At 55.7% G+C, this 20,028-nt stretch carries 23 protein-coding genes; 11 read left to right on the top strand and 12 right to left on the bottom strand.

Annotated elements, in window-relative coordinates; genetic code table 11:
* The first annotated feature begins 51 nt into the window (after nt 1-51).
* Complete coding sequence (locus ABY734_RS09380) at nt 52-339, top strand: hypothetical protein (protein WP_372778735.1); 288 nt, start codon at nt 52-54, stop codon at nt 337-339.
* 63 nt (nt 340-402) lie between these two features.
* Here the strand turns inward: ABY734_RS09380 and ABY734_RS09375 are convergent, their stop codons facing one another.
* The 7 genes from ABY734_RS09375 to ABY734_RS09345 form a co-directional block, all read right to left on the bottom strand.
* A complete protein-coding gene (locus ABY734_RS09375) occupies nt 403-816 on the bottom strand; it encodes a globin family protein (protein ID WP_372778734.1) in 414 nt (137 codons plus the stop codon).
* A gap of 14 nt (nt 817-830) precedes the next feature.
* Nucleotides 831-1,178 (bottom strand): cytochrome c5 family protein, encoded by a 348-nt coding sequence (locus tag ABY734_RS09370; protein ID WP_372778733.1) that lies wholly within the window; start codon nt 1,176-1,178, stop codon nt 831-833.
* Nucleotides 1,179-1,200: 22 nt separating this feature from the next.
* Complete coding sequence (locus tag ABY734_RS09365; RefSeq protein WP_372778732.1) at nt 1,201-1,791, bottom strand: DUF3365 domain-containing protein; 591 nt, start codon at nt 1,789-1,791, stop codon at nt 1,201-1,203.
* Nucleotides 1,792-1,816: 25 nt separating this feature from the next.
* On the bottom strand, nt 1,817-3,091 hold the full coding sequence (locus tag ABY734_RS09360; protein WP_372778731.1) for a cytochrome c3 family protein: 1,275 nt from the start codon (nt 3,089-3,091) through the stop codon (nt 1,817-1,819).
* 20 nt (nt 3,092-3,111) lie between these two features.
* Nucleotides 3,112-5,085, bottom strand: coding sequence for an FAD-dependent oxidoreductase (locus ABY734_RS09355; RefSeq protein WP_372778730.1), 1,974 nt, complete (start codon nt 5,083-5,085; stop codon nt 3,112-3,114).
* Nucleotides 5,086-5,363: 278 nt separating this feature from the next.
* Nucleotides 5,364-5,828: a YaiI/YqxD family protein gene (locus ABY734_RS09350; RefSeq protein WP_372778729.1), complete on the bottom strand. Its 465-nt coding sequence runs from the start codon at nt 5,826-5,828 to the stop codon at nt 5,364-5,366.
* A gap of 52 nt (nt 5,829-5,880) precedes the next feature.
* On the bottom strand, nt 5,881-6,444 hold the full coding sequence (locus ABY734_RS09345) for a heme-binding beta-barrel domain-containing protein (protein WP_372778728.1): 564 nt from the start codon (nt 6,442-6,444) through the stop codon (nt 5,881-5,883).
* A 138-nt stretch (nt 6,445-6,582) separates the two neighbouring features.
* Between ABY734_RS09345 and ABY734_RS09340 the strand changes: the two genes are divergently transcribed.
* Nucleotides 6,583-6,978 carry a hypothetical protein gene (locus tag ABY734_RS09340; protein ID WP_372778727.1) on the top strand — a complete coding sequence of 132 codons (396 nt, stop codon included), beginning with the start codon at nt 6,583-6,585 and terminating at the stop codon, nt 6,976-6,978.
* A gap of 48 nt (nt 6,979-7,026) precedes the next feature.
* Here ABY734_RS09340 and ABY734_RS09335 read toward each other — a convergent pair whose 3' ends face one another.
* Together ABY734_RS09335 and ABY734_RS09330 are read right to left on the bottom strand one after the other, a co-directional pair.
* A complete protein-coding gene (locus ABY734_RS09335) occupies nt 7,027-8,007 on the bottom strand; it encodes a DUF4382 domain-containing protein (protein WP_372778726.1) in 981 nt (326 codons plus the stop codon).
* A 112-nt stretch (nt 8,008-8,119) separates the two neighbouring features.
* Complete coding sequence (locus tag ABY734_RS09330) at nt 8,120-8,404, bottom strand: DUF1244 domain-containing protein (protein ID WP_372778725.1); 285 nt, start codon at nt 8,402-8,404, stop codon at nt 8,120-8,122.
* A 305-nt stretch (nt 8,405-8,709) separates the two neighbouring features.
* On the opposite strand from ABY734_RS09330, the gene ABY734_RS09325 reads away from it, so the two are divergent.
* From ABY734_RS09325 to ABY734_RS09310, 4 genes are all read left to right on the top strand, one after another.
* Complete coding sequence (locus ABY734_RS09325) at nt 8,710-9,918, top strand: NAD(P) transhydrogenase subunit alpha (RefSeq protein ID WP_372778724.1); 1,209 nt, start codon at nt 8,710-8,712, stop codon at nt 9,916-9,918.
* A 2-nt stretch (nt 9,919-9,920) separates the two neighbouring features.
* The gene (locus ABY734_RS09320) at nt 9,921-10,205 is read left to right on the top strand and encodes an NAD(P) transhydrogenase subunit alpha (RefSeq protein WP_372778723.1); all 285 of its coding nucleotides are present in this window, start codon (nt 9,921-9,923) and stop codon (nt 10,203-10,205) included.
* Nucleotides 10,206-10,208: 3 nt separating this feature from the next.
* Entirely contained in the window at nt 10,209-11,612 is a 1,404-nt protein-coding gene (locus tag ABY734_RS09315) for an NAD(P)(+) transhydrogenase (Re/Si-specific) subunit beta (protein ID WP_372778722.1), read from the top strand.
* Between the two features lie 191 nt (nt 11,613-11,803).
* On the top strand, nt 11,804-12,388 hold the full coding sequence (locus tag ABY734_RS09310) for a hypothetical protein (protein ID WP_372778721.1): 585 nt from the start codon (nt 11,804-11,806) through the stop codon (nt 12,386-12,388).
* Nucleotides 12,389-12,436: 48 nt separating this feature from the next.
* Here ABY734_RS09310 and ABY734_RS09305 read toward each other — a convergent pair whose 3' ends face one another.
* The 3 genes from ABY734_RS09305 to ABY734_RS09295 form a co-directional block, all read right to left on the bottom strand.
* Nucleotides 12,437-13,363 (bottom strand): NAD-dependent epimerase/dehydratase family protein, encoded by a 927-nt coding sequence (locus tag ABY734_RS09305; protein ID WP_372778720.1) that lies wholly within the window; start codon nt 13,361-13,363, stop codon nt 12,437-12,439.
* Between the two features lie 91 nt (nt 13,364-13,454).
* Nucleotides 13,455-14,096 (bottom strand): carbonate dehydratase, encoded by a 642-nt coding sequence (can, locus tag ABY734_RS09300; RefSeq protein ID WP_372778719.1) that lies wholly within the window; start codon nt 14,094-14,096, stop codon nt 13,455-13,457.
* An 81-nt stretch (nt 14,097-14,177) separates the two neighbouring features.
* Complete coding sequence (locus tag ABY734_RS09295; protein WP_372778718.1) at nt 14,178-15,032, bottom strand: DUF3014 domain-containing protein; 855 nt, start codon at nt 15,030-15,032, stop codon at nt 14,178-14,180.
* Between the two features lie 403 nt (nt 15,033-15,435).
* Between ABY734_RS09295 and pilB the strand changes: the two genes are divergently transcribed.
* The 5 genes from pilB to ABY734_RS09270 are packed head-to-tail and all read left to right on the top strand — an operon-like array spanning nt 15,436 to nt 20,027.
* Entirely contained in the window at nt 15,436-17,151 is a 1,716-nt protein-coding gene (gene pilB, locus ABY734_RS09290) for a type IV-A pilus assembly ATPase PilB (protein WP_372778717.1), read from the top strand.
* 3 nt (nt 17,152-17,154) lie between these two features.
* A complete protein-coding gene (locus tag ABY734_RS09285; RefSeq protein WP_372778716.1) occupies nt 17,155-18,381 on the top strand; it encodes a type II secretion system F family protein in 1,227 nt (408 codons plus the stop codon).
* A 2-nt stretch (nt 18,382-18,383) separates the two neighbouring features.
* Nucleotides 18,384-19,244: an A24 family peptidase gene (locus ABY734_RS09280; RefSeq protein WP_372778715.1), complete on the top strand. Its 861-nt coding sequence runs from the start codon at nt 18,384-18,386 to the stop codon at nt 19,242-19,244.
* Nucleotides 19,241-19,846 (top strand): dephospho-CoA kinase, encoded by a 606-nt coding sequence (gene coaE / locus ABY734_RS09275; RefSeq protein ID WP_372778843.1) that lies wholly within the window; start codon nt 19,241-19,243, stop codon nt 19,844-19,846. The genes ABY734_RS09280 and coaE overlap by 4 nt, the downstream gene beginning before the upstream one ends.
* Entirely contained in the window at nt 19,839-20,027 is a 189-nt protein-coding gene (locus ABY734_RS09270) for a DNA gyrase inhibitor YacG (RefSeq protein WP_372778714.1), read from the top strand. Before coaE ends, ABY734_RS09270 begins: the two co-directional genes overlap by 8 nt.
* The last annotated feature ends 1 nt before the right edge of the window (nt 20,028 follow it).

Genomic DNA, 20,028 nt, shown 5'->3' with positions numbered 1-20,028 from the left:
AGAGTCTACTAAATTGATATCGCACCACGACAGCGCTCTTTACAACACACTTTGTTAGCCCTGCTGATTTTGGCGGGCACCAAACCGGCATTTGCCGATTGCTCTCTATCCATCTTTAAAGGATCGCCTGCAGTCCCGACTGCGCAGGAGGCGAGCTACGAAGAAATGAAAAAAGCGGTCAGCATCATTCAACACTACATCCGTTCTGCGGAACAAGTACTGACTGCCTGCGCACAGCTCAGTTGCTTTTCTTATAATTATCATATTGGCAGGTTGAAATCTCTCGCCGACGGCATCAACCAACAATCTGTCCGATTTAGCAACCTCGCCAAAAACTAGTCACTTTTATTTTTATGTTTTCAGCCGCGGTCACTGTCCCGGTGATCCGCGGCTTTTTTCTTTTTAAGCCGGTGTACTTTCCGCGCTCAACATCGTTTCTGCCAGCACGCCATAAACCTCTGTCCAGGCCTTCTCAACCTCTGGCGTGAATTCATCTCCCAGGCCTTTGGAAAGGGTATCCAGCAAGGCTGCGCCGACAGTATCGTAGTCTTTGGCCGCCACACCATAGTCGATATGGCGCTCACCCAGCTTGACCACCACCGGCACCAGCTCGTCCAGGCGATTCAGCATTTTTACCGCAGTGCCAATCATCTGCATCAATTTTCCTTTCTGTTGGGTCATATCCCCCTTGAATAGTGGCTCCAGGCCGGGGTCGAGCTCAAACAGCTTGGCGTAGAACAGATCTGCGGCTGTCATACTGATAGGTTCAACTTTGGCCCAGCTTTCCTGCACCAGCGTAATGGTTTTTGCGTCCACGAGTAGGTCCTCTTTTAGTGATCTGCAACCTGGCTGACCAGATAGGCAACAGCCAGGCGTATATCGTTGTCGGATAATTCCGGATTGCCGCCCCGCGGCGGCATCATGTCGTAGTTGTAGCCGTCAATCGCATGCTGAACGAGGACGTCCTGTCCCTGGGCGATCCGCCGCTGCCACATTTTCGGATTGCCAATAATGGGAGCGCCATTGATGCCGGGCTTGTGGCAAACAACGCAATTAGCCTCGACAACCCCTTTGCCAGCCTGCAACTCCGGCGTCAATGCAGTCGTTGGCGTCTGCTTGCTGTCACAGGCTGCCAACAGGATGAGACAGCCGAATACGATCATCGCCCTGGGCACCATGATTCCCTCCTGACGTGCAGTGTTAGTCCAGCGGTACGCGAATAACGACCCCGCCCATCACGTCACCCAATTTGAAGTCGCGACGAGGCGAATCCTTGTGATTGTTGTGACAGTCAGCACAGGGCGCCGCCACAGCAACATCCGGGTAGACCGCGGTAAAGTAATTCACCCCACCCAGCTGCTCTTCGCCGTAGAAATTGGAGCCCGGGTTATCCGCAATGTGTTGCAGACCGGCTTTCTCTATGTCAGTGCGCGGCGCATTCTGGCTATTGATCGGCCAGATGGATTGCAGCGAATAGGTGAAGTCATCAGTGGTTTCCGCAACAACTTCTGCGCCGAACCGGAACATTTGGGCGGGCAAGGGCGCACCATTGGCAAGATCCTCCCAATGCTCATTCGGCTTGATCGCATCAGCCCCCTTTGGCCCCAGACGCCCGATAATAAGCTTTGTGTAATTGGCTCTGTCTGCATTCATTACGGCAAACAGCGAATCGGTATATAACTTGGGATCAATACCTGCGGCTTCTTTCTGCCCGCAGCCACCTGTTATCAGTAAGGTGGCACACAACAGGGGAACAGACAGAGCTGCGCGAGATTTAAGCGTATTTTTCATCGGTTTTCTCCTTGCTTGAGAAGCATCATTGGTAACTTTTATCCAGAGTCGGAGCATCTTTTGCCCGATCCACCGCCATGTCGATGGATTCAATATGGAGGGCTGGACGACCGGTAAAATTGCGATTGATCAAAGCCTCGTCTGCTAAGGCATCAATGGCAAAGCCGAGGCCGTGGCAGTCAAGACAAACACTGCGGATCATTTTTTCGTTGGGGCGAAGGTTGTCACTCTGGTTATGCTGCACGTGAAATCCGCCGCCCGGGCTTTCCTGACGGGGCATATGGCAGGTAGCGCAGGTCACCGGCGCTTCAAGGCCCGCATGAGGGGACTGAGCATAGTTTCGGCTGTGCTCTGAATCGTGGCAGGACTGACAGGAATCGACTGCCGCGACTTGGCGATCATAAGCATGCGCCGAATGACAACTGTTGCAGGTAAGTTCACGGTGCCCCGCTTCTGGTTTCATCGCAATTCTGGCTTGATCCACCACCATTGGCGAAAGCCCCTGCGCCAAGCGCATGCCGTGCTTGCCAGCAGTAAATCCCGCGAATTGCTGTTCATGGCAGCCCGCGCAAACGGACTGTAGCGGCTTGGGCTGCCACTGCTGTTCACTACCGTGGCAGTCGCTACAGTTCACACCAGCCGCAGCGTGAGCCGAGTGTTGCCATTCCGCAGTCACTGCCTCGTCAGTCACAACAGAGTTCGGAGCATCCGGCTCCACCCGCGCCGCGAGGTCTCCTCGCTGAGGTGGCTGCTCCAGCATCCGCTGCGTTTCGAGCAGCCAGGGATCGCTGCTGTGCTTCAGCAAAAAATCTTCATAGAGGGCGAGGTTGTCGTGAAAATTGTGGCAGCCAGCTGATGCACAGGTTTCGAAACCCATGCCGGCGTGGGAGGGTCTCTCACGTCCAACGTCCTCGTGACACTCGAAACAGAAATCCTCCGGCAGTGTCACCCCCATGGGCCGCGTTCGCTCTAACTGATGTTCGGCGTGACAGGCAATGCAGTAACGCGCATCCAGCCGTTCGATAATGTCGGCATTGCGCGGATCGGTAAATTTTTTGGTGGGATGTGAGTCACTCACCGCTTTGAGTTCAGCTCCGTGACAGGCAATACAGGCGCTCTGCAGCACTTCTTTGCCGCCAAACGGTGAGGTGTGACAGGCATTGCAAGCCAGCTCTATCTGGTGATGCCCGTGTGTCGCTGCGCCCGCCAGAAAGATATCCTGCTGCTCTTCAAAAATCAGCGGCCAGGACAACCAGACACTCAGCCCGATAACAGCCGTCGTCCACAGGCTCCAGAGCACTGTTTTTGTCGAGAGCGCCTTCAAAAGTAATACACCGAAAGAATATGAAAAGAGAGCAGCGCAGGCAGTGGCCAGGACACCAGCAGATGTGCCCATTGGCTCCAGTGCCGCGCCTGTTTACCCAAGCGGGCGGGGAGCTTTCCTTCAAAAGAGGCCACCAGACCCACCACAGCACCCAGCGCGCTCAGCGCCAGAAAATTCAAGATCAGCCAACGATTCAAATTGTCGCCGAGCTCGAACCCCGTATGCAGGCCAAGTAGCAGCAGCGCGGTTACACCGCTGAATACATGCCACAAGCGCCAGTAAGAAAAGTGGCCCCGCAGTTTGTCCGGTAACAGACGCTTTTTTAATGAAACCAGTAAACCCAGCGCCAGCAGACCCAGCAGGGTAAAGCCCGTGTACTGCTTATAGTCGGAATGAGACCAGAGTCGCTCCCACCAGGGCAGGGATTGAATGGAGGGGCTGGGCTGCATATCGATTTGTACAAAGCCGACCAGCAATACACTCGCCAGTGCAGCCAATAAAGCCAGTGCGGTGGAGCCACTCGAAAAGGACGACCGTTCCGGCTCGCCCAGCAGGTTTTGCAACAAGGGCTCACAACTGCCGCACACACCTGCAGCGCCGGTTGCCTGAGTAATTTCAGTAACGGTTTGACAACCACCCTGTATTGCCCGGCTTAATTCACCACGCGTAACACCGCGACAATTACAGACCCGCGCACTCGCAGGCCAGGATGCAACCTCGGTTTGCTCAAGCTGAGGCCATAAACTGCCCGTCTTCTGGAAACGCCAAAGCTGCCAGAAAAATACCCGACGTTGCTCGCTTATGGCGCTCTGCAGGCGCGGTGTCTCTTCCCACTCCCCATAGCCCAGCGCACCGACTAATTGCCCGCGACTGACCAGCAGCTTGCGATAAAGTAATTTTTCGGGGTCATAGTATTCGACGGACTGCAATGGCAGTGTGGTTTCGTCACTGTGGATCTCACCGGCGCTGAAAACAGACTCACCGGCAACCTTAAGCTTGGACGCACTCAGTGATCCCAGATAGGCAACTTCCTGACCGGCGATTGCCGCGGCCAGCACCCCCGCCTGCTCTATCCCTGGGGCAACCAATCCGTAGAGCTGACCCGCGAACTCGGCACATTCACCGATGGCGTAAATGCCTGCGACGTTGGTCTCAAGGCGAGTATTCACCTTGATGCCTCTGCCAACCGCTATACCACTGGCCTTTGCCAGCTCGGTATTAGGCTCGATGCCGGCCGCGATAATCACCGTGTCACAGGCAATCACATTGGCATTGCGCAAGACGACTCCGCCAACGGCATGCGCAGATTGCGACGCAGGCAGTATTTCCCGCACACCACTCCCCGTGTACACCTCGGAAACCCGTTCGCGCAGGGACGCTTCCAACAAGCTCGCCGCTCGCTCATCCAGCTGTCGATTCATCAAGTGGCTCGCCTGCTGCACCACACTGACACGCGTATTCAGCCGCGCCATGGCAGCCGCCGCTTCCAGTCCTAACAAGCCACCGCCCACCACAACCGTATGCTGGCTGGCGGCGCGACGTGCCACCAGGTGTTCGGTATCGCGCAGATCGCGGAAGGTATATACACGCTTGAGATCGACACCGGGGATCGAGGGCCGATAAGGCCGCGAACCGGTTGCAATGATCAGGCGTGAATAAGGGTGAATCTGGTTGTTCTGATCGACAACGTGACGGGACTCGGGATCAATACTGACAATCGCACAGTGAAAAAAGCACTCTACATCATCCAGGGATATGCCCTGTGACAAGGAGGCAAGAGAGGATTTCCCGGCCAGTAGTTCAGATAGCCGAATTCGGTCATAGGCTGGCGCTTCTTCGGCACCAAACAACTTAATGCGAACGGCGGGCAACCGAGCTTTAAGTTTCTGTACGAACGCTACACCAACGGGCCCACTGCCAATCACAATAATCGGTGAGTTGCTGGGTGGTTCGGGTACGCTCGGGTTCATGGCTCGGTCGGCTGCTTAGTTACTTCTAGCCGTCAGCAATTTGCTTGCCAACTTGCGACCACGCCCGTGACCGCAGCGTTTAACCCTATGAATTGCGTGAGTTTATTTTACTTGCACGCAGAAAAACCTTCTGCTCCGCACCGCATTGGGTAGCACAACGCCAAGACCAGCGAGCACCGTTCTGCACTGAAAGAGTTCAGAACCTCGTTCGAAATAGGTTCACGCCGCGGGAAAACAACAAAGGAGAATAGCCCCAAAATAATGCGTCGACGCAATTTTTAATCCAACCCGGCTTTTGCCAGATACCGATCCAGTGCATTGGCAAACTGCTGGCGCTCGCGCTGCCCCAGGGGAGGTGGACCACCGCCTTGCACGCCGCTGGCGCGCAGGGTATCCATAAAATCTCGCATGTTCAGGCGCTGGCGAATGGTGTTTTCCGTGTACAGTTCACCGCGAGGGTTCAATGCTTCTGCGCCCTTTTCCATCACTTCTGCCGCTAGCGGGATATCTCCGGTGATAACCAGATCCCCTGCAGAAGCCCGACGCACAATCTCATTGTCGGCAATATCAAAGCCGGACGGCACCTGCACAGCCTTAATATTAGGCGCTGGCGGTACCGGCACGGCTTGATTGGCAACGAAGGTCAATTGAATGCCGGTGCGCTGGGCTGCGCGCAACAGGATTTCGCGAACTACTTTTGGGCAGGCATCTGCATCAACCCATACACAGGGAGCTTGAGACATAAGTAACCGTTATGGCAGTGAGTGCCCGGCAAAAGCCGGGCAGAAATCAGATTCAACCCACACGCTTGAGCGTGTTTTCATCGGTGTGCGGAAACTCGCGCCCGTAAATGCTGAGAAAGGTGGTTTGCTTGTAGTGCAGGCTGTCGCCTTTGACCGTCACATCCATTTCAAAGGCAGTGGTTTTGGCTTTTTCCAGCATGAAGGGTGATTGAGCAATCCCCCAGTCAGCACCATCAGCGCTGGCTTTAACGCTCAAGCTGTCACTGCCCTCCTGCCAGGTGCCACCGGCGAGCACCGTGACCGCCCGCGGGATAGCGAGTGAAAACGAGATCGTGTTGTCGGCCTTGTCCCAGGTCCAGTAGCCAATCTGGTCGTGAAAAACCTGATCGTTCTTTTTCCGTTTAACCACCTGGTGATAGCGCAGGATGGCCAGTTTTTGGGATTCGGCGTTGGTAACATCCCCGGCCGCCTCAAAGATAATGGTTTCGTAGTAGGGGTTTTCTTCCGTGTCGGCCGGCTCAGGCGAAATATCCATCCCCTGATCCCCTTCCCACACACCAATCAAGGCTTTCAAAGGGCCGTAGTCAACCAGCATTACGGGATCCACTTCACTCATCCTATTCTCCATCTGACATCGAACACGTACCACAGACCCGACCTTAGGGTTTGCTTCTGAAGGCTAAAATAGCACAGCATGGTGGCTTCGGCTTACAGCATAGCCTGACAAATCATTGACTTGAAGACGAGAACACACATGAGTATTGGCAACTGGACGCCCACCAACCCTGACGCAGAGATCGATACGACGTTGCTGGAAGCAGGCTTGACTACCAGCATGGAAGGAAGACTGGAAGAGCTGGCTCAGATATTGAACCCGGATCAGCAAGCAAACCTGGCCAGCCAACTGCAGTTACCCAAGGAAAAGTGGCTGCTTGCTCTGGAGCATTACAACAGCGAGCAGCTAAAGGCCCTGTTGCGTTTTTTTGTTCGCGCAGAAATGCTGATACCCGGCTGCGAAGTCGGGGACCAGTCGCCGGCCATCTGGGCCAACAAACTGCTGAGACAACGCGGTGACCGCCTGACGAAAGAAGACCTGCTGTGGATTCGCGAAAATACCACGAACCGTTTTATCCCCAACGGGGCCATCTAGGCGCTTGAACGCGGTGCCAGCGGCCTGCTAGCACCGCGCGAAAAAGCCTCAGGGCGCTGCGGTAAAATTTACTTCGGTGGTCTGTTTCGCCACGACTGTCAGCCCGGCGCTTTGCAGAAAGCTGATGTTATCGTCGAGCGCGGGGTCATCGTCGCGTGACTGACAGGTCAACGCGATGCTGTATTCACCTGCCTCCACAAATCCAATCTCATAGGTGTAGTTCCCAGCCTGGGTATCCTGAGTAACATTGGCGGTGGTCAGCGGTGACGTCTCGGTTTCGGAGCCCTCATTGCAGTGCTGGCACTCTCCCGCACTGTTGACATAGACATCACCAAAACCCACGGCATCGCGCTCATAGAGATAGATCGCCACGCCCTCATCCGCAGCTAGGTCATTGGTGCAGCTCGCGTCATTGAACAGGGCTGGATCAACGGTCCCCGCAATCGTGCCCACCTCAACATTGTTCACAATGCGCAGCGCCGGCCGCAGCAGGTAATGGCTCTGGCCACTGGGCTTGGTGAGCGCCTTGCGCAGGTCGACGTCGATCGTGAAATCGGCCCGACCACCGGCGGGAACGGTAAAGCCGGATACCAGCTGCAGGAACCGGTTGTCAGCCCCTGCCTGCTGACCGGGAACCAGCAAATCGAAAACGCCGCCTGTATCTTCCTCTACCTCAGAATTAGGCGAGCCTCCTTGCACAAAAAGACGCACATAATTGTAATCACCCGCCGGCAGGGTAGTAACGCCCAGCAGAGGTTCGGCATTGCTGCCCGTCAGATCAAGCAGATTCTCTATGGTTACCGCCGGATCGAGCTCAATGCTAACTTTTGAACCCTCTTTGGGTTTGAGCTCGATACGATCGAAGGTGACCCTCACCCGACTGACGTTATCTGCCGGGGCATCGGTTATGGCAAGGCTGGCTTCGCCCGTGGCAGGCGCACTGGGGGAGCCACTCCCGTCGCCGTTGCAGCCCGCCAGAGGCAGAGTCAGCAACAGCATCGAAACTACACTGGCTATCCCGGTTTTCATATCACACCCTCTTTTTTACGTGAAAGCTTTCAGGGTATGACAATGGCACTTGGGGATATCGCGGCGTGAGTGGGAAAATTCCCAAAACTAGGCCGCAGCCCGCACTTCGACGTTATTGGGTCTGATTGAACTTGGCCAGCTGCTCGGCAGAGGCCTCTTTCTGATATTTCGTCTTCCACTCACTGTAGGGCATACCGTATACCCGCTCACGAGCGGCCTCGTAGTCGATGCTCTGCCCCTCCTCTTCCGCAGCAGCCACATACCACTTGGAAAGACAGTTGCGGCAGAAGCCCGCCAGATTCATCAGATCTATGTTTTGAACGTCTTTGCGCTCATCGAGATGCGCCAGCAGGCGCCTGAAAACCGCCGCTTCAATCGCTGTATCACGGTCTGACATGAAATACCTCCTATCTACCTACTTCGTTTAGCCTAGAAAAAAATGTGACGCTGCCGACGAATTTAGGCACAATACGGCGTCATTTTCGGCAGGTGCAAACCCATCACAAGAATTGATGGGTATTATAACCACCATTAATTGCCTGAATAAAATGTAAGAACGTATACTGCGCGCGCTATGCCTGATTCCTGGGGGGGAGTTTTCGGCATATATCTCGGGCAGTAGTCCCTCCCCCTCTACGCCAGCGGTAACCTGTTTCCAACGTTACTGCGGCATCCCGCAAGCAGCAAATAAAGGAGCTTGGTGTGATAATTGGATTGTGCCGTGAGCACGCCGCCGGAGAAACCCGTGTAGCGCTCACACCCCCGAATATCAAAACCCTGGTTGAAAAAGGCCAGACTTGCCTCGTAGAGACCGGAGCCGGACTGGCCGCTGGTATCAGTGACGAGGATTTCAAGGCCGCCGGCGCGGAAATCGTTGAGTCTACCGACGCGATTTTCGAGCGCTCGCAAGTGGTTCTCGGCATTCAGCCAGTCAGCCCCGACCCCAGTGTGCGCGATGCTCACCTTGCGCGTCTGCGCAAAGGTCAGATCATCGCCGGTATGCTGGATCCGCTCGGCGAATCTGAAACCGCCGCCAAAATTGCTGAAACCGGCGTAACTTCCCTCGGTCTTGAGATGGTACCCCGAATCAGCCGCGCCCAGAGCATGGATGTGCTGTCTTCGATGGCGACCATCGGCGGATACCACGCGGTACTGCACGGTGCCTCACTGGCGCCGCGCATCTTCCCGATGATGATGACCGCAGCGGGCACCCTGAAAGCCGCCAAGGTACTGGTTCTCGGCGCCGGCGTTGCCGGCCTGCAGGCCTGTGCCACCGCCAAGCGCCTGGGCGCTGTAGTATCGGCTTACGATATTCGCCCGGCAGCCCGCGACCAGATCCTCTCTGTTGGCGCCAAGCCGGTTGACCTGGAGCTGGAAACCGACGAGTCAGAAGACACCGGCGGTTACGCCAAAGAGCAGACTGCCGAGCAACTGGCTCAGCAGCAAGCCGCGCTGGCCAAAGTGCTGGCCGAGCAGGACATCATTATCACCACTGCCGCCGTTCCCGGTCGCCGCTCGCCCGTATTGATCACGGAAGAGATGCTGAAATCCGTGCAGCCCGGCACCGTGATTGTCGATATCGCTGCCGAGCGCGGCGGTAACTGCGCCGCCACCAAGGCGGGCGAAACCATTAACGTCGATGGCGTGATCATCTCCGGCCCGCTCAACCTGCCGGCCCGTCACCCCTTCCACGCTAGCCAGATGTTCGGCAACAACCTCACTACCCTGCTGAACCTGCTGCTGAACGACGAAGGCGTACTCGAGTTCGACTTTGACGACGAAGTGGTTGCCGGCACCGTGGTTACCCACAACGGCGAGGTCACTCACGCGATGATCCGCAACATTCTCGGGCTTCCGGCCATGCAGCTGGGCACTCCCCAAGAAGAAGCCGAAGAGAAAACAGGAGAGTAAGCATGGAAATTCTGATTATGCAGGTGAGCCTGTTTGTGCTCGCCCTCATGCTCGGCGTGGAGCTGATCACCAAGGTTCCACCCACACTGCACACCCCGCTGATGTCGGGCACCAACGCCATTTCAGGTATCGCCCTGGTCGGCGCCATTCTGGCGGCCGGTAATGCCGATGGCGGTGAAATCGCCCGCTGGCTCGGCTTTGTCGCGGTGGTACTCGCATCCATCAACGTGGTTGGCGGCTATATGGTCACCAACCGAATGCTCGCCATGTTCAAGAGGAAGGATTAAACCATGCTGGATATAGGGATGAACCTCGCCTACCTGGCAGCAGCGATCCTGTTTATTCTGGGTATTAAAGGGCTGACCCGCCCGAAAACTGCAGTGCGCGGCAATATGCTGTCGGCCACCGGTATGTTTGTGGCGGTCGCGGTTACGCTGCTGGATAACAGCATTGTCAGCTTCGATCTGATCATCGCAGGCGCCTTGCTGGGCGGCGGCATCGGTGCCGTGCTGGCCAAGAAAGTTCAGATGACTGCGATGCCCCAGCTTGTTGCTGTACTGAACGGCTTTGGCGGCGGCGCCTCACTCGGTCTGGCCGCAGCCAGCTACCTGCAGACTGTCGGCGGCGCTGGATTTGCCGCAGGCGCTCTGGGTACCATCACGCTGATCACCATCGCCCTGACTGTCATCATCGGCTCACTGACCGTCACCGGTTCACTGATCGCCTTCGCCAAGCTGCAGGAAATCATGCCCGGCCAGCCCATCGGCTTCCCCGGCATGACTGGCTTTAACGGTCTGCTGCTGATCGGCGCCCTGGCAAGCTCTGTGATGCTGGCCATCGATCCGAGCAATGCCATGTACTTCTGGCTGGCCATTGGCCTGGCCGCGATCCTCGGTCTGACGCTGGTACTGCCGATTGGCGGCGCCGACATGCCCGTGGTTATCGCCCTGCTGAACAGCTACTCCGGTATTGCTGCTGCGTTTGCCGGTTTTGTTATGGGCAACACGGTACTGATCGTATCCGGTTCGCTGGTTGGCGCCTCAGGCCTGATCCTGACCAACATCATGTGTGTGGCGATGAACCGCTCGCTGCCCAACGTACTGTTTGGTCGCATGGGAGCCGATACCGGCGGCGAAGGTGCCGGCGATGAAATCTACGAAGGCAAGATCACCAGCGCCAGCCCCGATGAAGTGGGTATGCTGCTGGAAACTGCCCAGAAAGTTATCATCGTGCCCGGTTTTGGTATGGCCCTGTCGCAAGCCCAACACGCCGTGCGTGAATTGGCTGACGCTATCGAGCGCAACGGTGGTGAGGTGCTTTATGCGATTCACCCGGTTGCGGGCCGTATGCCTGGCCACATGAACGTACTGCTGGCAGAAGCCGAAGTACCTTACGAGAAACTGGTCGAGATGGAGCGCATCAACCCGCAGTTTGATGACTGCGATGTAGCGATCGTTCTGGGTGCAAATGATGTAACCAACCCGATGGCGCGCGAAGATAAAGGCAGCCCTATCTACGGCATGCCGATTCTGAACGTGGACAAAGCCCGCACCGTCGTCGTTATCAAGCGCAGCCTGAGTGCCGGTTTTGCCGGTCTGCCCAACCCGCTGTTTGCTCTGGATAACACACTGATGGTATTCGGTGACGGTAAAAAAGCGGTAGTGGATATTACCACTGCACTGGAAAACGGTTAGACCAGAACCCAGCTCAACACAAAGCCCCGCTGCTGACGCACCGGGGCTTTTTTATTTTTACCCATTTCCGATTGATCAAATCCTGTTCAAATTCTGTGTTTCTGCTATTGTATGGCTAATCAGCAGTGATCACTTTGTGATCCGATGATTCACCGCAACGCTGTCACTTAACGCAAATAAGGAAGCTTCGGATGGCCACTCGAAAATCCTCAGACCCAATAGCTGCAATCAGAAAAGAAATAGAAGCCCTGGAAAGCAAGCTGGAAACAGCGCGCAACAACCTGGTCAAAGACGCTGAAAAAGCGGTAAATCAGGCTAAATCCCAAGTTGAAAAGGCGCGCAAGCGTATTTCCGACGAGCAAAAACGGCTTAAGGAACTGCAGGCAAAAGCGAAGAAGGAGTTCAACTCCCGCTTGGAGCAGCAGATCAACAAAGCCAAGGACGCTCTCGACAAAGCCAAGGATCTGGAGCAGGACGCTCGCGCGGTGCTGTCACTGACCAAAGAAGATTTCGACGCGGTGAAAACCGAGTACAACCGAGCGATCGCGGTCGGCAAAGCTCGCTTGGCTGCTCGCAGGAAAACAGCCTCAGGGAAGAAGAAAGCCCCTGCCAAGAAAAAGGCTGCAGCCAAGAAAGCACCGACCAAGAAAAAGGCTACTGCCAAAAAGGCTCCAGCCAAGAAGAAAGCCCCCGCGAAAAAAGCCGCTGCCAAGAAATCACCTGCTAAGAAGAAGGCTCCCGCCAAGAAAAAGGCTGCCGCCAAAGCAAAAGCCTGATCAGCCCGTCGGGCGCGCCCCTGCGGCGCGCCTTATTCCCTTCCCCCGTCAGGATTTAATCAGGTCTGGTGCCAGCGCCTGAATCATCGAACGAACACCCTCTCGCCAATCAACTGAGGTTTCGCCGATCAGCTCGTGCATCCGCGTGGTATCTATCTGCAAGGCGCCAAAGGCCTTCGGATTGGGGTTGAATACCGGCTCAAAACCACTGAGCTCAGACAGGTAGGCACACCACTCTTCAATGCTGACCGCCTGTGAACCGCCGAAATTGGTGGTTGTCACCTCAGGCGTGGCAGCCGCGAGCAGGTAGGGAATCTTGGCGATATAGTCCTGCGCATGGAGCAGATTATAGGTATTGGGCTGCTCCGGATGCACATCGATGGGCATCCCCTCTTTCATCATCAGCAAATGGAAAAATGGCCACCCACCGTTGTCACCATAAGGTACGCTCAGACGCGCAATGGTCGTGGGGATACCCTGTTGATGCGCCACGAAACGGCAGACCGTCTCTGCCGCAATCTTGCAGATACTGTAGGTAGGAAACATCACCCGGTGATTGTCACCCAGCGGATCTGATTCCTTGCGCGGCTCATGACCGGCATACTCATAAACTGCGGTAGAGGAGAAATGCAGAAAGGCTTTCACCCCGGCGCAATGGCTCATCAGATTGCCGACTCCTTCCGCGTTCGCCTTCAGGTCGTAGTCAAAATCACCGCTTTTAACCACGGCAAAATTGAGCACGTAGTCGAAATCCTTCGGACAGTCTGCAAGGGAATTTCGGTCTGCCAGATCGGCTTTGACCGTGGCAACACCCAGCGCTTCCAGCTCGGCTCTCTGCGCCTCGTCACTGAAGCGCGCCAGCGCGGTCACCTGAGCCTGTTTTGCCAAAGCCTCAACAACCGGCCGCGCAACCTGGCCAGTCGGGCCGGTTATCAGGATTTTCTTGTTGGTAAGATCAACGGGGGTAACAGCCATTACAACCAGCCTCTTTGCAAAAGGCTGATTGTAATGGGGTCATCGGGGGGAGCTCGCCACCCATACGGGTGACGGGGTCAAGCGGCAGGGCCTAGCCGTTTTGGCACTCTACCTGATACACATCAGACAGCTGACCGGGGCCGGAAACGGTTGAACGCAGATCGCGAATCAGACCATCCTTGATACTGTAAATCCAGCCGTGCACATACAACTCCTGACCGCGGGCCCAGGCGTTCTGGATGGTCGTTGTGTGACAGACGTTTTCAAGCTGGGCAAGCACATTGTACTCGCACAGCTTGTTAACACGCTCTGCCTCATCCTCAACGGCGAGCAGTTCCTGCTCATGGCGGCGATACACATCTTTGATATTGCGCAGCCAGTTGTCGATCAAGCCGAACTGTGAGCTGCCCATGGCCGCCATGACGCCGCCACAGCCGTAGTGACCGCACACAATCACGTGCTTCACCTTCAGCACTTCAACCGCGTATTGAATGACCGACTGGCAATTCAGGTCGGTATGAATCACCACATTGGCAATATTGCGGTGCACAAACACTTCGCCCGGCATTTTGCCGACAATCTGGTTCGCCGGAACGCGGCTGTCGGAGCAACCAATCCACAGGTATTCAGGAGACTGCTGGGCAGAAAGCTGTTCAAAGAAGGTTGGGTCTTCAGCCTTGATGGCTGCAGCCCAGTTTTTGTTGTTTTCCAGAAGGGTTCGAGAGGTATCCATGAATCGTTCTCTTTACTTCGCAATGAGAGTTTGTTTGTCAGTGTGAGCGCGGGCATTTTAAGCCCCCGCGCTATTCTACCCTCATCGATATTTGAGTTCAGCACTCAGATTGCGGGCAAAGTCCTGCAGCTCCAGCATATTGTCCGGGCCTAGACGCCACATCCATTTGGTCAAGGGAGACGCCGCCTCCAGTTCAGGGTCTGCATACTGATAAAAAATATGAGGTCGCACCAAGGTAGCGCCCACTGGCGGTTCGCTCACTGCGCGCATCTTGGCCAGAGCCACCATAAATCGCTCGTGGAAACTGCCCTGCTTGCCCAGCTCGTCGTAGGCTTTTTCCAGCAGCGGAGACCACTCGCGATAATAGCGGGCTGCGTCCTGTACCGGAATTTCAGAAACTACCGCAACAATCTCATTCCAGCGTGAATAGTTGCCGCTGTCTGCCACATAGGTCTTGTCGCCGGTAGGCAGTACCAGAAAGGGGTCCTTCTCGTATTTGACCGGCGTATGCTTGTAGGGAATCTTGTCACTGGCCAACAGGTCAACCGTCAGCACCCACTTGCGAATCTGTTCCGCCGGCGTCAACCAGCGAACCATTTTTTGCGCCAGGTCCGTGACTGCCTGCTTTACCGTGGCATCGCTGCCTGCCAGCGAGTCGGGCGCCTGCACCAGGTCGGGTTCGGGCGCAACGGGCTCCTCTTCAGCCACTTCCACCGGTTCAGGCTCCTCAGCAACCGGCTCGGGCTTCTCTACCGGCTCGGGCTTGGGTTCCGACTTGGGCGGCTCCGGCTCGGGTTCAGCTTTGGGCGCCACCGGCTCGACGACAGGCTCGGGCTCGCTGACCTCATTCCACTCCGACTGCGACGACGTATAGAAGACGTAACCGACAGCCCCTGAAATTGCTACCAGAATGGCAAGAATGATTTTTCCGTTCACAAGCAGATCCTTTTATCGCGTTATGCGTGGCATCATACTGAGCCATGGGCCCGGATGCCAAGCACTTTACCCATGCAAAGCACTGACACAACTGCCTTTTAGCCCCATCAGAGGTTCCGCTCGCAGCTGCCCGGCCTGCTTTGTGCAAGCAAGCGAGCCCAGCGTCGCGCAAGGCGCCGTGTGGGTCAATGCTCCCAACTTTAACTGGCGCAGCAATCACCTTGATTTAAAAGGAAAAATGATTGAAACTCTGGCGACCGACAAACTATTGACCGCCAGTCTATGCGGTTGGTTCCAAGCAGCAGCATATGTGCCGTGGTTGCCATAAACAGAGCAAACGACCTCGGGCCCTCACGCTGATGCAGCTATACTAAGCTAGGTAGACGCAACTATGGCAGTAACCATGCAGAAAGCTTCCCTGAACAGCCTGGCGCGACGGCTTGTCGCCGACGGCATTCTTTCCGAGGAAAAGGCTCTCGACGCCGCTGCGGCTGCCCAGGAAGAAAAAGTCAGCCTGGCCAAATACCTTACAAGCAAGGAACTGGTCGAAAGCATTCTGGTGGCCAAAGCGACCGCCGAAGAATTTGGCTTTCCCTTACTGGATTTGACCGCTTTTGATCTGACCCATATCCCCCGGGACATTGTCGACGTCAAGCTGCTCAGCAAACACAAGGTTCTGCCATTGCTGAAGCGGGGCAAACGCCTGTTTGTTGCCGTGTCTGACCCCACCAACCTGCGCGCCCTGGACGAGTTGAAGTTTCACACTAACCTCTCGGTAGAGCCCATAGTCGTAGAGGAAGAGCGGCTACACGAGCAGGTCACCAAATTTATAGAATCCGAAGAAGAGCCTCTCGGCTCCGGCTTTGGTGACCTGGATGATGAAAGCCTCGATGCACTGGAAGTCGAAGCAGTCGACCAGGACGGCGACAATGGCAACGATGTCTCCCAGGAAGGCGACGACGCTCCGGTGGTACGCTTCGTCAACAAAGTCCTGCTGGATGCCATCCGCGGCGGCTCCTCGGATATTCACTTCGAACCCTATGAAAAAACCTATCGGGTGCGTTTTCGTACTGATGGCATTCTGCACGAGGTGGCCAAGCCACCAAAGTCGATCTCCGGACAACTCTCTGCGCGACTGAAAATCATGTCGGAAATGGACATTTCCGAGCGAAGGATTCCCCAGGACGGCCGCATCAAGATGAAGCTGTCCAAAAATCGCTCCATCGATTTCCGGGTCAACACCCTGCCAACTCTGTGGGGCGAGAAAATTGTACTGCGTATTCTCGACCCCTCTTCGGCGCAAATGGGTATCGATGCGCTCGGCTACGACCCTGATCAGAAGGAAATGTACCTCGACGCCTTAAGTCAGCCCCAGGGTATGATCCTGGTCACCGGCCCAACGGGTTCGGGTAAAACGGTATCGCTCTATACCGGTCTGAATATTCTCAATACACCGGAAACCAACATCTCCACTGCCGAAGACCCGGTGGAAATCAACCTGGAAGGCATCAATCAGGTGGCGGTCAATGCCAAGGTGGGGCTCGATTTTGCCACCGCGCTGCGCTCATTCCTGCGCCAGGATCCTGACATCGTTATGGTCGGTGAGATACGAGACCTGGAAACTGCCGAAATTGCCGTAAAAGCGGCGCAAACCGGTCACCTGGTGCTATCCACTCTGCACACGAACAGCGCGGCTGAGACGCTTACCCGCCTGCGCAACATGGGCGTCCCTTCATTTAATATCGCCACGTCAGTCAGCCTGATTATTGCCCAACGGCTCGCCCGCCGTCTGTGTAGCGAGTGCACCGTACCATCCGAGATTCCCGCCGAGGCACTGGCAGAGGCGGGCTTTACTGAGGAACAGATTGCCACCGGCACCTTCAATAAACCGGTCGGCTGCTCTCGTTGTAACAATGGATATAAGGGGCGTACCGGTATTTATGAAGTAGTTCGCATTACACCGGAGATCGCTCAAATTATCATGGAGGACGGCAATTCCTTGCAGATAGCGGCACAACAACAAAAACACGGGTTTAACAGCCTGCGTCAATCTGCCCTCAAGAAATGCGCCACAGGCATCATCAGCCTGGAAGAAGTCAATCGCGTCACCAAGGATTAAACAATGGCCACGACAGCAGCAGCCTCCAAGAATAATGTTACCTACGTCTGGCAAGGCGTGGATCGCAAGGGTAACAAAACCAAAGGCGAGGTCACGGCGGCCAGTCCAACCATCGTCAAGGTTCAGTTACGCAAGCAGGGCATTACCGCCAAAAGTGTCAAGAAAAAACCCAAGCCCCTGTTTGAAAACAGAAAGAAGATTACACCGCAGGACATCGCCATTTTTACGCGGCAGATGGCCACCATGATGAAGGCAGGTGTCCCGCTGATTCAGAGCTTTGAAATTGTCGCCGAAGGCGCAGACAATCCGACCCTGCGCGAGCTGATCAACGAAATCAAAAACGACGTCGCCTCCGGTGGCGGCTTTGCAAAGTCGCTCACCAAACACCCGAAATATTTCGACGACCTGTTCTGCAACCTGGTGGATTCCGGTGAACAGTCCGGTACGCTGGAAACCATGCTCGATCGGGTCGCCACCTACAAGGAAAAGTCCGAGGCCCTCAAGGCAAAGATTAAAAAAGCGATGAACTACCCCATTGCTGTAATCTGCGTAGCGGTCATCGTCACCGGCATCCTGCTGGTCAAGGTAGTTCCCCAGTTCGCATCTACTTTTGAGAGCTTCGGCTCCGAGCTGCCCGCATTCACCCAGCTGGTGGTTGGCATGTCAGAATGGATGCAAGCCAACTGGTTTATCTGTCTGGGCATCATTGTGGGCACTGCTTTCAGTTTCAAAGAGGCGCGGCAGCGCTCCAAGAAATTTTCTGATCAGGTGGACGCTTTTGCCCTGAAAGCGCCAGTCGTGGGCGATATCGTTAACAACGCGGTGGTGGCACGCTTCTCGCGCACACTCGCTACCACGTTTGCTGCGGGTGTTCCGCTGGTAGACGCACTGCAGTCGGTCAGTGGCGCCGCGGGCAATGCCGTTTACAAGCGCGCCATCGATCGCATTCGACTGGATGTGACCTCCGGTCAAAGCCTGTATATGTCGATAAAGATGACCGGCCTGTTCCCGAGTATGCTGCTGCAGATGGTATCTATCGGCGAGGAGTCCGGTGCCTTGGATACCATGCTCGACAAAGTCGCAACCTACTACGAAGCCGAAGTGGATAATGCGGTAGACGGTTTGACTGCGCTGCTGGAACCGATGATCATGTCAGTTCTCGGTATACTGGTCGGCGGCCTGATGATCGCCATGTACCTGCCAATCTTTGCCATGGGGGCCGCTGTCTAATAATGCCTGACGATGTGCTGCTGACCTACGTCGTCAGTTTTCTGGTTTTTGCTGTTTTCGGCAGTTTTTTTAATGTGGTCATTTACCGCCTGCCACTGATGATGGAGTCGGCTTGGCGCCGGGAATGCGAGCTCCTGCTGGAAACGCCTGGCGACGGTAAAACGGACAGCAAGTTCAATATCGCTATTCCCAATTCCCACTGCCCCAGCTGCAAAGCACCCATTAAAGCCTGGCAGAACATCCCGATTCTTAGCTATCTGCTATTGCGCGGTCGCTGCGCCAACTGCAAAACAGGCATCAGCCTTCGCTATCCGGTTATTGAACTGGCCACAGCACTGCTCGGTGTGCTCTGCCTCTATCTTTTCGGCCTAGGGCCCTACGGTTTTGCAACTGCCGCCTTTTGCTGGACGCTGCTGATCCTCACCTTTATCGACTTTGACCACCAACTGCTTCCCGATCAGCTTACCCTCCCGTTAATGTGGGCGGGCCTGCTGTTAAGCGCGCTGTCGCTCAGCCCGGTATCACTGGAGGACGCCGTCTGGGGCGCCGCAGCCGGCTACCTGATTCTGTGGTCCGTCTACTGGCTGTTTAAGTTGATCACCGGCAAGGACGGCATGGGCTATGGTGATTTTAAATTACTGGCAGCCCTGGGTGCCTGGCTTGGCTGGCAGCAGCTGCCGGTTATCGTCATTCTGTCCTCACTGGTCGGCGCCATCGTTGGCTCTATCTATCTCGCGATAACCAAGTCCGAGCGCAACAAAACCATACCCTTCGGCCCCTATCTGGCCGGCGCGGGTCTGATTACCCTGCTCTGGGGCGAGTGGATTGTTGACAGCTACTTGCAATTTGCCGGGCTGCGCTGATGTTTGTGGTAGGCCTGACCGGCGGCATTGGCAGCGGCAAATCAGCCGCTTCGCGACGCTTTGAACAGCTCGGCATTACCGCTGTTGATGCAGATGTCATTTCACGGGAGGTGGTAGAGCCGGGCAGTGAGGCCTTACAGGCCATTGAGCATCGTCATGGCAAAAGTATTCTCCTGGACGACGGCTCCCTGGACAGAGCCGTCCTGCGGCAGAAGATATTTTCCAGCCCGGATGAAAAGGCCTGGCTGGAAGGCCTGCTGCATCCCTTGATTGCCAATGAGACCCTGCGCCAACTGGAAGCCGCCAACAGTCCCTATGTACTGTTCGTGTCGCCGCTTCTGGTAGAATCCGGACAGAAGGTTCTCTGTCAGCGCCTGCTGGTAATAGACGTACCCGAAGATCTACAGATTGAGCGCACCATACATCGCGACAATAACCCCCGCGATCAGGTCGAGCGGATTATGGCCTCACAGGCATCGCGCGAACAGCGCCTGGCGATGGCCGACGACGTGATCTGCAACGATCGCGACCTAAAATACCTCGAACAGGAGGTAGACCTGCTTCATCAACGCTACCTGAGCCTGGCCACTGATCATGCCTGAAATCAAATGCCCGCAATGCGGCGAAAAATCTCAATGGAACCCGGATAACCCTTACCGGCCCTTCTGTTCTGAGCAATGCAAGAACCTGGATTTTATTGCCTGGGCACACGGCGAGCGCCATATTCCTGGAGACAGCCAGGTAAGTGATATCTTTTCAGAGGATCTCGAAAAGTTCGAGTAGA

It is taken from the genome of Litorivivens sp. (assembly GCF_041624475.1).
GTDB lineage: Bacteria > Pseudomonadota > Gammaproteobacteria > Pseudomonadales > Spongiibacteraceae > Litorivivens.
This window is presented reverse-complemented; position numbering and strand designations above follow the sequence as displayed.